Below are 14083 nucleotides of genomic sequence, written 5' to 3'. Positions count from 1 at the left end.
CTCAGTCGTCGCCCCGGAGCCGCGGTCGCGACTCGGGGATGCGCCGGGCCGCCCGCTCGGCGACGAAGTCGTCGACCGAGAACTGCTGGAAGGTGTCGGCCCGCGAGTCGTCGTACACCTCCTCGCCGGCGAGCTGGTTGATGATCGTCGCGTTGCGGTACGGTCCGAGCCCCAGATCCGGGGCGTTGATCCCGTGGGTGTGCAGCTCGGCGTTCTGGACGAAGATCTCGCCGGGCAGGTCCGTCTCCAGCCGGAAGTCCTTCGAGATCTGCAGGCGGCCCTGGCCGTCGCGGCGGATCCGGTCCTCCAGCGGCGCGAGGAAGGGCGGGTCCGTCCGGGTGTAGCCGGTCGCGAGGACGACCACCTCGCTCTCGTGGAGGAACCGTTCGTCCTCCTGCCAGTGCTCGCAGATCAGCTGGTGGCGGTCCGTCCGGTCGGTGCCGACGTCGACGGTGCCGATGTCGGTCACCTCGGTCGCGGCGAGCATCCCCACGTCGGGGTCGCCCTCCCCGACCGACCGCTGGTAGAGCGTGTCGTAGATCTTCGCGCTCGTCCGCTCGTCGATCCCCTTGTACAGGTGGTCCTGGTCCTCGAGGAGGTCGTCCTTGCGCTCCTGGTCGAGGTCGTAGAAGTACTCCGTGTAGTCGGGGGTGTAGATCATGTGGCCGAGCTTGCCGTCGACCATCTGGAAGAAACCGCGCGAGCGGGTGATCCAGTCGAGGCTGAACGAGCGGTCGGCCTGGCGCTCGAGGAGGTCGCGGAACACCTCGGCGGCGCTCTGGCCCGACCCGACGATGGTGACCGAGTCGGCGTCGAGACAGCGGTCGCGGTTGTGGAGATACGACGCCGAGTGGAACACGTCGCGGCCGAGGCAGTCCTCGAACTGCTCGGGGACGTGCCGTTGAGTTCCGATCCCCATTACCACGTCCTCGGCGGCGTAGCGCTCCCGCTCGCCCGTCTTCGGGTCGACCGTCTCGACGACGAACAGGTCGTCTTCGACCCGGACGTCGGTGACGCGGGTGTCGAACGCAAGGGAGGGGAGCCGGTCGGCCACCCACCGGCAGTACTCGTTGTACTCGCGGCGCGGGATGAAGAACTCCTCGTAGAAGTAGAACTCGTAGAGGCGGCCCTCGGCCTGGAGGTAGTTGAGGTAGCTGTGGGGGTTCGACGGGTCCGCCATCGTGACCAGGTCGGCGAGGAACGGCACCTCCATGGTGGTCTCCTCGACGAGCATCCCCTCGTGCCAGTTGAACGCCGGCTCCTGTTCGAGAAAGCGGGCGTCCAGGTCGGCGTCGGCGCCGTCCAGCAGCGCCGCCAGCCCGAGGTTGAACGGCCCGACACCGATCCCGATAACGTCGTGAACGTGGTCGGTCACGCGTATCCCTCCTCGAAGCGCTCGCGGTCACAGAACATGAGCTGGCCCGTCTTGTCGGGGAGTTCGACCTCGCGGACCCGCTCGAAACCGCTCTGCTCGAAGACGCGGATGGCCCGCTCGTTCCGGGCGTCCGGCTCGGTGACGATCCGGTCGGTCTCGGGGTGGCGGAACTGGAAGGCGACCATCGCCCGCACCAGCGGCGCGCCGTAGCCCTCGCCGAGGTACTCCTCGGGCCCGATGAGCAGGTGGATCCCCCGGTCGGCCGGGTCGGCGTCGTAGTAGTCGGCGATGCGGTCCTCGGCCGCCCAGTAGGACTCCCAGTAGCTCATCGGCACGTGGTCGAGCGAGCCGATGTACAGCGTCTGGCTATCGTCGCTCGCCCGCTCCTCGATCGTCTCGCGGACGACCGGCAGCGGGTCGTCCTGCGTCCAGTAGGGCAGGACGTGCTCGCTGTTCAGCCAGGCGTGCAGCCGCCCGAGGTCCCGCTCGATCTCCACCTCGCGGAAGCCGATCGTCTTCCCCGCGTCCTCGTCGACGGTGACGTAACTGTAGTTCGAACTGACGACCTCCTGCGGCCCAGTCATGCCCGAACCGGCCCCGTCCCGGCGCAGTTCGCGCCCGAACACGTGCACTCGATTAGCAGTCTCATTCGCGTTGCCCTCGTTGACTGGATCAATTTTAGGCGACCCTCAAAACGGTTCCGATTTTTTAGGGCGGCCGAAACCGGAGTTTCGGCCCGCGCTGGGCCGCGAACGGCGCGATAGGGGCGCAGGTCGGGCCCGGAGCGAACCGGGCGCCACCCGTGTCCGACGCGAGAGGGTCGCCACGCGGCGCGCTCGCGGGTCGGGCGGCCGACCCGGTTCAGCTCTCCACATCGATGACGGTCCCGTCGACGACGACCGACCGGAAGTCCAGCAGCACGTCCGAGCCCTCCCGGACCGGCCGGGTGCGGAACCGGAGCCCGTCGTCGGTCCGGCGCACCCGGAGGTCGACGGTGAGGTAGACGTCGAGGTTGCGGGGGTGGTCGCGCTCGTAGATGTTGCCGTCCTCGCTGGTGAGGATGACCGACGCCGGCTCCGACCGCACGTCGGTCAGTTCCGCGACCGTCCGCCCGTCGCGGCGCTCGACCATCCCGGCCTCGAGCCCGTCGGCGATGTCCGGCTCGACGCCGTCCAGCCGGACCACGGCGGTCACCGTCGCAGGCGCGCCCGGCAGCGAGGCGTTGCCCCACCGGGTCACCGACCCCGACAGCGCGTAGCGGTCCGTGCGGAACGGGACGGTCTGGCCGACGAGCAACTCCCTGTCGCCGAAGTAGGTGGCCCCGCCGTAGCGGACCGTCCGCAGCGAGAGGCCGAGCAGGGCCGTCCGGTTGCCCGCCCCGACCGAGGCGACCGTGGTGTCGGTGACCGTCGCGACCGTCCGGTCGTCGATCCGGTAGCCGTCGCCGCGGTCGAGCAGGTCGGCCGTCGCCGGCGGGACGCTCGCCTCGACGAGGACGGGCAGCCGCCCCGTCTCCAGCGTCGCCGACCGCCCTCCGAGTTCGACGACCTCGCCCTCGGCGTCGTAGGCGGCCGTCTCCAGGGCCAGTTCGTCACCGCGACGCAGCGGTTCGCCCTCGAACTCGAAGACGGGAGCCGCCGCTTGCGGGTCGTCGACGAGCGTCCCGTTGACGCGGACGCGGGCCACGACCGACACGCCGTCGCCGTCGCCGGGTCCGACGTAGGTGTCGGTGACCGTCAGCGCGCCGCCGGAGTCGTTGCCCTCGGCGATGCGCGCGGCCGTCGAGAGGGGCTGGCTGCCCAGGTCGACCGTCGCGTAGCGCGTGGCCGGCTCGCCGCCCCCGCCGAAGGGGTCGACGAACAGGACGCCCGCGCCGACGGCGCCGACGAGGAGGACCACGACGAGCGCGTCGTAGACGTTGACCAGGCCGAACAGGCGGCCGGACTCGTCGATGACCGTCACGGGAGCACGCCCCCGGGGGACGACTGCGATGGCGTCGGTCGCATGTGCGATATCAGCGTACCCGCACCTCTTCGGTCGACGGTAAAAGGCTTTCACATATCGTTTGGTCGGCCTAAAACAGGCTCCTCGGCGTCTGTCTACCGCCATAAGTCGACATCACGGATCCGCGGGGTCGACAGGGGACAGTCGCCGTCCGGCCGGGGACGCTACTCTCGAGGACGCTACCGGTCGCCCGGGGTCGCCCGCTCGACCGCTCGCTCGTAGAGGTCGACGAACTGCGGGACGACGGCGTCGGCCCGGTAGCGGTCGACGGTCCGCGTCGCCGCCGCGGAGACACCCTCGGGGTCGCCGTCGAACAGCTCCCGAATTGCGGTGACGAACCCCTCGACGGAGCCGTCGGTGGTCCGACCGCCCTCGCCGACGATCGCGGCGACGCTACCCACGTCGCTGGCGACGACGGGCGTCCCCGTCGCGAGCGCCTCGAGGAACACCCGGCCGAAGGGTTCGTCCCAGCGCCCGGGGTAGACGAAACAGTCGTGGGCGGCGTACAGTTCGGGGAGGTCGTCGTTGGCGAGCCAGCCCGTGAACGTGACGGCCTCGTCGAGCCCCCGTTCCGCGGCTGACTCCGCCAGGTCGGTCCGCAGCCCGCCGTCGCCGACGACGGTCAGCCGGTAGGACTCGCCCGAACGGTTCAGCCGGTCGAGGACCGGCAGGAGGCGGTCGACGCCCTTGTGTTCGTCGAGCGAGCCGACGTACAGCAGCTCGTAGGGCGGCTCGAAGTCGCTGTCGTGGGGCCTGTCGAACCGCTCGTCGAGGATATTCGGGATCACCGAGAGGCGCTCGCGCGGGAAGCCGAAGTCGGCGTAGGTCTCGCGGATGTGCGGCGACAGCGCGTGGTAGCCGTCGATCCGGTCGGCAACGCGCTCGCCGTCGCGGACCAGCTTCAGGTAGCCCAGTCGGCTGGCCGACCGGTAGAGGGGGCCGTGCTCGTCGTGGCCGCCGCTGGTCGCGACCGAACACGCCGCGCACTTCGCGAGCCCGTTGCTCCCGCAGGGCTCGCGGTCCATGTACCGGAGGTCGTTCTTCGGACAGACCGCCCCGTAGGCGTTCAGCGTCAGGACCGTCGCCGCGCCCGTCTCCGCGGCGACTTCGCCAAGCGCCGGCAGGCTGTTCATCACGTAGCTGTGGACCACGTCGTAGGCGTCGAACTCGGGGACCCGCTCGCGCAGCGCGCGGTCCAGCTGCAGCGCCGAGTGGTACGGGGCGCCGTCGGTGTCGAGCGGGCGCACCGCGAGGTCGGCGTCGACCGTCCAGCCGTCCGGCGGGTCCGCCCAGCAGTACACCGTCACGTCGTGGCCGCGGTCGGCCAGCTCGAAGACGATACGGGAGGCGCTGTGGGTCGCGCCCGTCCCCTCGCCCTGCGGGTACGTGGGATGGACGAAGCCGACCCGCACGGTTACTCCGCGTACCCCAGGTCCCGCAGTCGGTCGGCGACCACGTCGTCGGCGAGCGATTCGCCGCCGGCGGCCGGCTCGGAGGCGTCGATGGACGGCCGCGGGCCGTCCTCGTGGACGAGCCACGGCACGTCGACCAGTTCCGGCGTGTAGACCCCGCGGGGGTGGCCCCACTCGCGGAACGGGACCGGGAACGCCCGCTCGCCGACCATGTTCCCGTGGTCGGCCGTCACGACCGTCCGCCCGTCGAGGTCGTCCAGCAGTCGTTCGACGTGGGGCAGCGCCCGGTCCAGATTGGCCTCGTAGATCTCCCAGATCTCCTCGCGGTCGACGTCGAGGTCCCCCCGGAGCAGCTGCACCCAGACGTTCTCCTCGGTCGCCCCGGGGTCGGTGAAGTCGCCGCCGTCGAAGTCCGTCTCGGCGCCGACGAACGGGTAGTGCGGTTGCATGTAGTGGACGACGAGCCGCTTGTGGGGGTAGTCATCGCGAGCCTGCAGCGCCGCCTCGGTCATCGTCTCCGGGAGGACCGTCCCGTGTTCCTCGCTCCAGCCCTCGCCCGACCAGACCTCGACGACATCGGCGAACTCCGCCCGGATCGAGTCGCGGTGCTGGTGGAGTTGCGGGTTCGCGGTCACGTAGACGGTGTCGCGCAGGTCCCGCCCGTCGACGTTCGCCCGCAGGAACTCCACGGTCGTCGAGGCCCGGGACTCCCGGCGTTCGAGGTCGCCCGGCAGCGTCGACCGCCGCTCGAACATGTCGTACCGGCAGGCGTCGAGCACGACCAGCGCGTCCCAGTCGGCCTCGAACGGGTCGACCCCGCGCTCGTTGTACCGGCGGAGCCCGAACCGCCGGTGGTACAGCCGGTTCGCGTGCCGACAGAACAGCACCGGCGTGTCGAGCGCGCGGGCCAGTCGCGACCGCGTGTCCATACGACCCCACTTCGCGCGACGCTCGGGATATGTGTTACGCCATCCGTCTCGGCCGGGGAACCATCGGACTAACCGCCACGAACCGGTCGAGATCGCCACGCTCGGTGAGCGATGGATCCCTCCGGGCGCTCGCCGGCCAGCCCTGACCCGACGGGACAGCAGGCGGTGGACGCCCGCGGCTCGCGGGACCCGGACGGGGGAAAAGATGGGTTTATGCGCCTCTTGCCGCTAGGGGCGGGCGTGGAGTCGCCGTTCGAGGTTCTCTCGGTCGAGCCCGACGCCGACGAGGCGGAGATACGGGAAGCCTACCGGGAGCGAGTCAAGGACGCCCACCCCGACCACGGGGGGTCGGCCCGCGAGTTCCAACTCGTGAGAGCCGCCTACGAGGAGATCAAGGACGGGGGCGGCGACGCGGTCGAGCAAGACGGGAGCGAGGGCGAGGACCGCTCGCCGGCCGAGCGGGCGGCGGCCGCCGAGTCGCCCGGCGAGGACGAGCAACCCCGCCGCGAGCAGCGCTGTCGCGTCGAGTATCTCAACTACGAGGTGCTCGACGACCACGGGTGGGGCGTCGACGACCCCGACCTGATGGAGATGGCCGCCGACGGCGGCCTCGACCGCGAGGACTACGGCCAGTTCTGGGTCCGCCCGCGCGAGTCGCTGCTGGAGGCCGCCGAGCGCCACGGCTTCGCCTGGCCCTTCGCCTGCCGCGGCGGCGCCTGCGCCAACTGCGCGGTCATCGTGCTGGAGGGCGAGATGCGGACCCGCGTCGACCACGTCCTCCCGCCGGAGATGCTCGAGAAGGGGTTCCAGCTGTCGTGTAACGGGATGCCGGTCACCGACGAACTGCAGGTGCTGTACAACGTCAAGTCGATGCCCGAACTGGAGGATCTGCTGCTCCCGCCGCGGCCGTTCGAGCAGGCCCACGACGACTGACCGGGGGGACTCGGTTCCACGGCACCCCTGGATTTTTCGGGGACCGGCACGACTGGCCGGCCGTGACTCACTGGGCCGACCGGGTCTTCCGGGAGCAGGCGGATCTGTTCGCCGAGCACTTCGAGGACATGTTCGCGGCGGCCGACGAAGAGGTCGCGGCCCTGCTGGACCTGCTGGCCGCCGAGTACGGCTGCGAACCCGACATCTCGCTCGACGTGGCCTGCGGCGTCGGCCGGCACGTGCTCGCGCTCGCCGACCGCGGAGTCGAGGCGGAGGGGCTGGACTTCTCCGGACCGTTCCTCGACCGGGCGCGCGACCGCGCGAGCGAACGGGGCGTCGCCGACCGGACGGCGTTCCACCACCACGACATGCGCGATATCGACGAGTTGTCGGGGACGTACGACCTGATCACCGTCTTCTGGAACTCGCTGGGGTACTACGGTCGGGAGACCGACGAGGAAGTTCTCGCGGACGCTCGCGAGTTGCTCGCCGACAACGGGGTGCTCGCCGTCGAACTCTCCAATCGGGACTTCCTGCTCCGGAACTTCGACGAGGCGACCGTCAGCGAGAGCGACGGCCGGCTCTCGATCTATCGGCAGGCGTACGACCCCGCGACGGGGGAGTTCGAGACGACTATCGACGTGTTCGACGCGACCGGGGACGGATACGACTACGTGGACACGATGGAGTGGGAGAACCGGCTGTACGCGCCGCCGGTGCTCGGAGAACTCTGCGAGTCCGCGGGGTTCGAGACGGTGTCGCTGTTCGGCGGGTTCGACGGGAGCGAGTTGACGCTGGAGTCAGAACGGGTCGTCGCGCTGGCGCGATAGCGACGTCGTAGCGGGCCGTCGCTGTCTTGCCATCGTGCCCGACTTCTACTACAGTTCGTCGTGAAAGTGAGAATAGACCGGTAGATCTGTCTTCGTGAGATCTGTTTCTGCGACACCTGTCTGATCTCGGATCGGCCCCGTCTATGCGTTTTTCAGATACCGGAATATCACAGCCGAGATGGCGAACGTGAGCCCGAGAGAGATCACCGTAGACAGCAAGAGAGCACCCGGTGTGAAAGAGATCTCCAGAATAAAATGAAACACAACGAACAGCAGTGTCCAGATGACTATAAAATCACTCGCTCTCCGAAGGCGTGACGCCTCTTCTTCGTTCGTGAGTATGTCCATGATTTCGATTGCTATGTTGGTTGCGTACGATCCACCTATATACCTATCGCAGAATCACGCGTCGATCACGTTTATGTAATCGAAGCTGAAGTAACCGTTGTGATCCCACTTGTAGTCCTTGTAATTACCAACATCTACGACAGCACTGGCGGGACCAGCGGCGGCAGCATTCACTTTCAACCGCATTCCCACGGACCACCATCCAGTCTCGTAATCGTCTGTATAGAATTCGGCTTCCCAATTAGACGACTCTCCCCATCCGTCTGCGAGTCCTAGGTCGACAGAAAGCCCCTCCTCGTATTCACGCTCGTTGTACATATTTGCCCAGTGTCGTCGGAAAAACACTCCGCCTTCTATGAGGCCTCCTGCGAGTGCTGATGCGGCGACCCCTGCGTAATCGCCCCATCCGTAAATTTTGATCAACCCGTTATCATCGTCGAGATACACGTCCTTCCATATCTCTACTCCTGTCTCGACGTCGGCTAAATACGCTACCTGAACTGTGCTCTCTGCCTTGCTATCGAAGTGCTCGACACCACCTTTCGCGACGCCGCCATGGAAGTCGATACCGTCTTTATTATGTTTCTCCGTGCTTGTGATATTTTCTAGCACATTGGACGACCGCCTTGCGGCCCGACCCGATTTTCTGTGTTGAGTGATACCGGCTTCCTCTTTCTTATCGTCCTTCTTATCTTTTTTATCCTTATCTTTTTTCCATTCTTTCTTTTTCTTCTTTATTTTGTCGCGAACACCCGACCGGTCGTAATCTACGTTATACGTTTTCCCATCGAATTCGGACCGAATACCGTTCTCAGTTTCGGAAAAGTACTTTATTTTCTCAGTCGGCCCGTCTCCAAACGTGACTTCGTCCACAATCATCGTCTCGTAGTCGTCAGCCTCGGGGACTTTTTCCATCGCGTCTTCGTCCTCCTGATGTACTTCACCGTCTACTTTCGAAAGTAACCGATTGTAACTCGGATATCCTTCTTTTGATACTTTCTTGTCGAAATCTTTCACAAAGTGTTTGTATTGTTTTGGCTTTTTCGCCTGTACATTACCGACTAGCCCAAGAGTACTTGCTCCAACAATGCCCGTTGCTTGCATGAAATTCCGTCTATTCATACGACTGATTAGTCATTCGTCTTGTATATAAATATAACTAATTTCTTCGCTTGTAAGGTGATATTATAATTATACTACTCGGCTGTTGTGTTACGTTCTACCTGCTCACGACAGAGTAAAACCCGAAAGACGAGCAACACACGTCGGGGAAATCACAGCCGTTGCTCACTGAGGGCAGTTTCGAAAACTGCCTCTAGGGTGGCCGACCGAATGTCTGTGACCTGCGAAGCCGACGGAACGTCTCGCGGACGGGCGATCGGTTCGCCAAGAGCCTCGATGGTTCGATTGACGACGCAGTCGACCTGCTCTATACGGTCGTCGACGGTTGCGGTACTGCGACGGGGCGGGATGAAAGAACCGACTGCGCGCTCTGCCTGCTCTCTGGCGCCTCAGCGAGTCCGCGGGGTTCGAGTCGGTGTCGCTGTTCGGTGGGTTCGACGGGAGTGACCTCACACTCGACTCGATGCGGGTCGTGGTGCTGGCGCAGTAGGGGGGTTACCCGCCGAACTCCCAGCCGGCGCTCTCCAGGCGCTTCTCCTCGACGCGGTCGCGCTCGGCCTCGTAGTCGCCCGGATCGTGGTGGGGGCGTTCGTCGGCCAGGTCGCGGGCCCGCTCGAACCACTCCTCGGCGTCCTCGTAGTAGTCGCCGGCCGCGTCGGAGTCGTCGGTCTCGTCGCCCTCGCGTTCGAGCGCGGCGGCGTGGGCGCTCATCGCCTCCAGCAGCCCGGCGGTGACCCAGGTGAGCTGGTACTCCAGCGCGTCCTCGGAGACGGGGGCGTGGCCGTTCCAGCCGGCGTCGGCGGCCGCGCGGTAGCGGTCGAACGCCTCCTCCCAGGCGTCGACGGCGACGGTCGCGTCCTCGGCGTCGAGCGCCGTCTCGCAGCGCCCCGCGGCGTCGTCGAGGAACCGCTCGCCCGCCCCGCGCAGGTCCGCCTCGATAGCTTCGAGACGGTCCTCGGCGCCCTCGGGCACGTCGTCCACGTCGTCGATCACGTCGCTCGCCTCCTCGACGGCCTCGGCGGCGTCGACGTACGCCTCGCAGGCGTCGCCGTAGCGGCCCTCGTCGAGCGCCGTCTCGACATCCTCGTACTGTGCCTCGGCGCGGTCGAGCCACGAGGTCACGCGGGTGTGGGCCAGCTCCGCGACGACCTCACGGATCTCGGCGCGGATCTTCTGTTCGGGGGCGCGGTCCTCGCGGGTGGCCGACCGGCGGGCCTGGGAGAACTGCGAGCGGGCGGCCAGCGCGTGCTGGTTGGGGTCCTCGCCGCGCTGGCAGGCGTCCTCGTAGGCGGCGATGGCGTCGCGGGCCTGCGAGAGCGCGCTGGACATGTCCGCCCACGACGAGCCGACGTTGCTGATGTAGTCCTCGGCCGCCTCGGCGTCGCCCTCGTCGGGGTCGAAGACGACCGTCTCGTCGTAGGTCTGGACCTCCAGCTTGCTGTTGATCAGCCCCTTGCGGACGTGACTGGTCTGCAGCCGGGTCAGCTCGAAGGCGATCTCGGGCTCGTCGGGCTGGTCGCCCAGCACCCACAGCACCCGCTCGTCGGTGACGAGCATGTAGGCGCCGTGGCCGCCCCCCGATTCGATCGTCGTCGTTCGACCGTCCTCCGTGTGCTCGATCGTGCCGTCGTTGGCGAGCGCGTGCTGCAGCTCCTCGCCGTCGCGGAGCAGGTCGTCGAGATGCTCCGCGTCGACCTCCCCGGACCCACCACCGGATATCGCGTCGTTTACTCGGTCGAACATTGCCCTGTGGTTGTCGTGTATTTCCGGACGGTAGGTAATAAACTTCGGTGTAGGTTCACGGCGCGAAACTGCCTGTCGATCCGGAGTATAGGGTGTATACCCCGCCATCGTTCGGGCGCGTGCCAACCGCTCCCTCGGAATCCTTTTCCGCGGGTAGGGCGTATCGTCGGCCGACAATGGGTATCGGCGGATCGGACATGTACCGACAGCAGATCCTCGACCACTACAAGAACCCGCGCAACTACGGGGAGCTCGAGGAGGCCACGTACACCCACGTCGGCGAGAACCCGATGTGCGGCGACACCATCGAGATGGACGTCGTCCTCGACGACGCCGAGGAGACCATCGAGCGCGTCGCCTTCCGCGGCGACGGCTGCGCCATCTCCCAGGCCTCCGCCTCGATGCTCTCCGAACAGCTCGCGGGCATGTCCGTCGAGGAACTGCAGGAGATGGACAGGGACGACGTGATCGACATGCTCGGCGTCGACATCTCGCCGATGCGCGTCAAGTGCGCGGTCCTCGCCGAGAAGGTCGCACAGGACGGCGCGGAGATCTACTTCGACGAACTGGACGTCGAGAAGACGACCACCGAGGACGACGAGGAGTAGCCGACTCGCCCACCGGGACCGGCTCGCGAGGCGTCGCTGCGCGCTGTCGACGGGCGCTCGTTTCTACTGCGCGTCTTCGGGTTCGACGACGGTCGTCTCGTCGTCGACCGCGTGTTCGATCGCGACCGAGTGGCGCGTGTGGCGCGCGTGAATTTTGGCCCAGCGCTCGGCGGCGTGGCGCGCGAGGTGTTCGGAGCCCTCCGGACAGCGGCGACACTCGGCGAACCACGTGGCCACGTCGTCGGGGAAGTGACCGGTGTGGCGCTTGTGGTCGAGCGCGAACTGCTCGATCGCCTGGTTGCCGACCCCCAGCTCGTCGAGTTCGTACCCGAGGTCCCACTCGCGGTCGCAGCGCGAGCAGCTCACCTTCGGCGCGTCGTCCAGCTCCGTCGGCGTCGGGCCGCCCGGGTGGTCGTCCCCGTCGTTGCTGTCGTCTGGCACGACAGCGGGTTCGGCGCCGAGTCCCTTGGCTCTGACGGGGTCGCCCTCGCCGAAACCGGGACGTATTTTCCCCGCGACCCGCCTTCTCCGATACCGTGCGAGTACAGCGGCCTCGGACCCCCGTGCCCGCTCGTCAGCGGCGACCAGCGGCGCGACCGGTGCGGGCGTCGACCCGGCCCCGACCGGGTCCGGGAGGGTCGGGCCGGTGATCCCGCGCCGGTTCGCGCGCTTCGACGCGCTCGTGGCGACCGCGCTGGTGTGGTTCCTCGGGAAGTTCCTCCGGTACGCCTTCCCGCCGCTGTTCGAGACGATCGGCGCGACCTACGGCGTCTCGCGGACCGTCCTGGGGTCGGCCTTCACGGCCCTGATGCTCGTCTACGCGCTGATGCAGTTCCCGTCGGGCCTGCTCGCCGACCGGATCGGGTCGGTCCGGGTGATCACCGCCGGGGCGCTGCTCACCGCCGCCGCCGCGGTCGTGCTGGCGGTCGACGCCCCCCTCTGGGTGCTCGTCGGCGCGATGGCGCTGGTCGGCGCGGGGACGGGCACCTACAAGACCGTCGGCGTCAGCCTGCTCGCACGCGCCTACCCCCGCGGGACCGGCCGCGCGCTGGGCGTGTTCGACACGTTCGGGACCTTCGGCGGCGCCGCCGCGCCGGCTGCGGTCGTCCTCGCCTCGGCCGCACCGGGCGTCCTCGGCGCCCCCTGGCGGACGCTGTTCCTGGTCGCCGGCGTCGTCGGCGTCGGCCTCGCCGCGGCGTTCGCCTGGGCCACCCCGCGGCGGCTTCCCGACGAGCCGGCCGCCGCGACGGGGGACGACGATGGCGATGGATCCGTCCCGCTGGGCGCGTACGTCGCGCTCTTCCGGGACCCCCGGTTCACGCTGTTCGTCGTCGTCACGGTCTGTTTCTCGTTCACCTACAACGGCGCCGTGGCGTTCCTCCCGCTGTACCTCGCCGAGGAGACCGCGGTGTCGTCCGCGACGGCGAACCTGCTTTTCAGCGCGCTGTTCGTCGTCAGCCTCGTGCAGCTGGTCACCGGCGAGGCCAGCGACCGGTTCGGCGTCGAACCCATCCTCGCGCTGACGCTCGCGGTCGCCACCGCCGGGATGGTCGCCGTGCTGGCGTTCTCGGCGACCGGCGGCCCGCTCGTGCTCGGCGGCGCGGTCGTGTTGCTGGGCCTGGGCGCCCACGGCTACCGGCCGGTCCGCGGCGCCTACATGATGACGGTCACGCCCGAGTCGGTCGCCGGCGGCAGCCTCGGCGTCGTCAGGACCCTGCTGATGGTCGCCGGCGCCGCCTCGCCCGCCGTCGTCGGCTACCTCTCCGAGACCGCCGGGTTCACTCCCGCGTTCCAGTTGCTCGCGGCCGCACTGGTCGCCGCGACCGCGCTGACGCTCGTCCTGTGGGCGACCGGTCAGGAATCCTGATCGGGGTCCCAGTCGAAACCGGTCCCCACCGCCGACACGCCGCCGTCGACCCGCAGGTTCGTCCCGGTGACGAACGACGCCTCCTCGGAGGCCAGGAAGACGACAGCGTCGGCGACCTCCCGCGGCTCGGCCGCGCGCTTGAGGATCCCCGGGCCGTCCGCGCTCGGCGTCGTCTGTTCGTCGCGGTACTCGCGGGCCTCCTCGGGGTCGTCGGGGAGGTGGTACTCGGTGACGACGTAGCCCGGCGAGACCGCGTTGACCCGGACCCCGTCGGGCGCGTGGTCGCAGGCCATGTCCTTCGTCATCGCGACGATGGCCCCCTTCGTCGAGTCGTACTGCGCCCAGTCGGGTCGCCCGACCTCGGCGCCCATCGACGCGACGTTGACGACCGAGCCGTTGCCCTCGATTCTCGCGTCGGCCCCGCTACCGCTCCCGCGCTCGTCGTCCCCGCCCCCGGTCATCAGCGGGATCAGGTGTTTCGCGCAGAAGGCGACGCCCTTCTGGTTGACCGCGAGGATGCGGTCCCAGCTCTCCTCGTCGGCCTCGGTGACGGGCTTCGGGTCGACGCGGATCCCGGCGTTGTTCACGAGGACATCGACTTCACCGAACCGGTCGGCGACCCGCTCGGCCATCTCCTCGACCGCGCGCTCGTCGCCCACGTCGCACTCGACGGCCAGCGTCTCCCGGCCGGTCTCGGCCGCGATGTCCTCGGCGACCGCCTCGGCCCGGTCGCCCAGTACGTCGACGACGGCCACGTCCGCGCCCTCCTCGGCCAACCGCCGGGCGGTCGCCTCGCCGATGCCGCGCGCCCCGCCGGTCACGACCGCCACGCTGTCCGCGACTCGTCCTGTCATGGCTCGCCGTTCGGCTATCTCCCGCTTGTAGCTGTCGGCGACCGAAGCCGGCCGGGAA

The 14083-nt window shown here is 68.0% G+C and carries 13 protein-coding genes; 4 read left to right on the top strand and 9 right to left on the bottom strand.

Annotated elements, in window-relative coordinates:
* Position 1: 1 nt before the first annotated feature.
* The 5 genes from ACMGFG_RS05145 to ACMGFG_RS05125 form a co-directional block, all read right to left on the bottom strand.
* Positions 2-1381, bottom strand: coding sequence for a lysine N(6)-hydroxylase/L-ornithine N(5)-oxygenase family protein (locus tag ACMGFG_RS05145; protein WP_436929536.1), 1380 nt, complete (start codon positions 1379-1381; stop codon positions 2-4).
* Entirely contained in the window at positions 1372-1959 is a 588-nt protein-coding gene (locus tag ACMGFG_RS05140) for a GNAT family N-acetyltransferase (protein ID WP_436929535.1), read from the bottom strand. The genes ACMGFG_RS05145 and ACMGFG_RS05140 overlap by 10 nt, the downstream gene beginning before the upstream one ends.
* Before the next feature lie 277 nt (positions 1960-2236).
* Positions 2237-3337, bottom strand: a complete 1101-nt coding sequence (locus ACMGFG_RS05135; RefSeq protein ID WP_436929283.1) for a DUF4330 domain-containing protein — start codon at positions 3335-3337, stop codon at positions 2237-2239.
* Between the two features lie 221 nt (positions 3338-3558).
* The gene (locus ACMGFG_RS05130; protein WP_436929282.1) at positions 3559-4791 is read right to left on the bottom strand and encodes a glycosyltransferase family 4 protein; all 1233 of its coding nucleotides are present in this window, start codon (positions 4789-4791) and stop codon (positions 3559-3561) included.
* A gap of 2 nt (positions 4792-4793) precedes the next feature.
* Positions 4794-5720, bottom strand: a complete 927-nt coding sequence (locus tag ACMGFG_RS05125; RefSeq protein WP_436929281.1) for an alkaline phosphatase family protein — start codon at positions 5718-5720, stop codon at positions 4794-4796.
* 240 nt (positions 5721-5960) lie between these two features.
* Between ACMGFG_RS05125 and fer the strand changes: the two genes are divergently transcribed.
* Together fer and ACMGFG_RS05115 are read left to right on the top strand one after the other, a co-directional pair.
* Entirely contained in the window at positions 5961-6653 is a 693-nt protein-coding gene (fer, locus tag ACMGFG_RS05120) for a ferredoxin Fer (protein WP_436929280.1), read from the top strand.
* Between the two features lie 62 nt (positions 6654-6715).
* Complete coding sequence (locus ACMGFG_RS05115) at positions 6716-7483, top strand: SAM-dependent methyltransferase (protein WP_436929279.1); 768 nt, start codon at positions 6716-6718, stop codon at positions 7481-7483.
* 402 nt (positions 7484-7885) lie between these two features.
* On the opposite strand, the gene ACMGFG_RS05110 is transcribed toward ACMGFG_RS05115, so the two are convergent.
* Both ACMGFG_RS05110 and ACMGFG_RS05105 read right to left on the bottom strand, forming a co-directional pair.
* Positions 7886-8935, bottom strand: a complete 1050-nt coding sequence (locus ACMGFG_RS05110; protein ID WP_436929278.1) for a hypothetical protein — start codon at positions 8933-8935, stop codon at positions 7886-7888.
* 513 nt (positions 8936-9448) lie between these two features.
* Positions 9449-10696: a hypothetical protein gene (locus ACMGFG_RS05105; protein ID WP_436929277.1), complete on the bottom strand. Its 1248-nt coding sequence runs from the start codon at positions 10694-10696 to the stop codon at positions 9449-9451.
* A gap of 176 nt (positions 10697-10872) precedes the next feature.
* Here ACMGFG_RS05105 and sufU point away from each other — a divergent pair, with 176 nt between their 5' ends.
* Positions 10873-11304, top strand: a complete 432-nt coding sequence (sufU, locus tag ACMGFG_RS05100; RefSeq protein WP_436929276.1) for a Fe-S cluster assembly sulfur transfer protein SufU — start codon at positions 10873-10875, stop codon at positions 11302-11304.
* Between the two features lie 63 nt (positions 11305-11367).
* Here the strand turns inward: sufU and ACMGFG_RS05095 are convergent, their stop codons facing one another.
* Positions 11368-11745 carry a DUF8062 family protein gene (locus ACMGFG_RS05095; RefSeq protein ID WP_436929275.1) on the bottom strand — a complete coding sequence of 126 codons (378 nt, stop codon included), beginning with the start codon at positions 11743-11745 and terminating at the stop codon, positions 11368-11370.
* A 205-nt stretch (positions 11746-11950) separates the two neighbouring features.
* Between ACMGFG_RS05095 and ACMGFG_RS05090 the strand changes: the two genes are divergently transcribed.
* A complete protein-coding gene (locus tag ACMGFG_RS05090; protein ID WP_436929274.1) occupies positions 11951-13171 on the top strand; it encodes an MFS transporter in 1221 nt (406 codons plus the stop codon).
* Here ACMGFG_RS05090 and ACMGFG_RS05085 read toward each other — a convergent pair.
* Positions 13159-14025: an SDR family NAD(P)-dependent oxidoreductase gene (locus tag ACMGFG_RS05085; RefSeq protein ID WP_436929273.1), complete on the bottom strand. Its 867-nt coding sequence runs from the start codon at positions 14023-14025 to the stop codon at positions 13159-13161. The two genes, ACMGFG_RS05090 and ACMGFG_RS05085, sit on opposite strands and share 13 nt — an antisense overlap.
* Positions 14026-14083 lie beyond the last annotated feature (58 nt).

This window comes from Halosimplex halobium, from assembly GCF_051414055.1.
Classification (GTDB): domain Archaea; phylum Halobacteriota; class Halobacteria; order Halobacteriales; family Haloarculaceae; genus Halosimplex; species Halosimplex halobium.
This window is presented reverse-complemented; position numbering and strand designations above follow the sequence as displayed.

Coding starts and splice junctions, on each gene's coding strand:
- ACMGFG_RS05140 (WP_436929535.1), bottom strand. CDS start 1,959: ATGACTGGGCCGCAGGAGGTCGTCAGTTCGAACTACAGTTACGTCACC.
- ACMGFG_RS05125 (WP_436929281.1), bottom strand. CDS start 5,720: ATGGACACGCGGTCGCGACTGGCCCGCGCGCTCGACACGCCGGTGCTG.
- ACMGFG_RS05110 (WP_436929278.1), bottom strand. CDS start 8,935: ATGCAAGCAACGGGCATTGTTGGAGCAAGTACTCTTGGGCTAGTCGGT.
- ACMGFG_RS05105 (WP_436929277.1), bottom strand. CDS start 10,696: ATGTTCGACCGAGTAAACGACGCGATATCCGGTGGTGGGTCCGGGGAG.
- sufU (WP_436929276.1), top strand. CDS start 10,873: ATGGGTATCGGCGGATCGGACATGTACCGACAGCAGATCCTCGACCAC.
- ACMGFG_RS05085 (WP_436929273.1), bottom strand. CDS start 14,025: ATGACAGGACGAGTCGCGGACAGCGTGGCGGTCGTGACCGGCGGGGCG.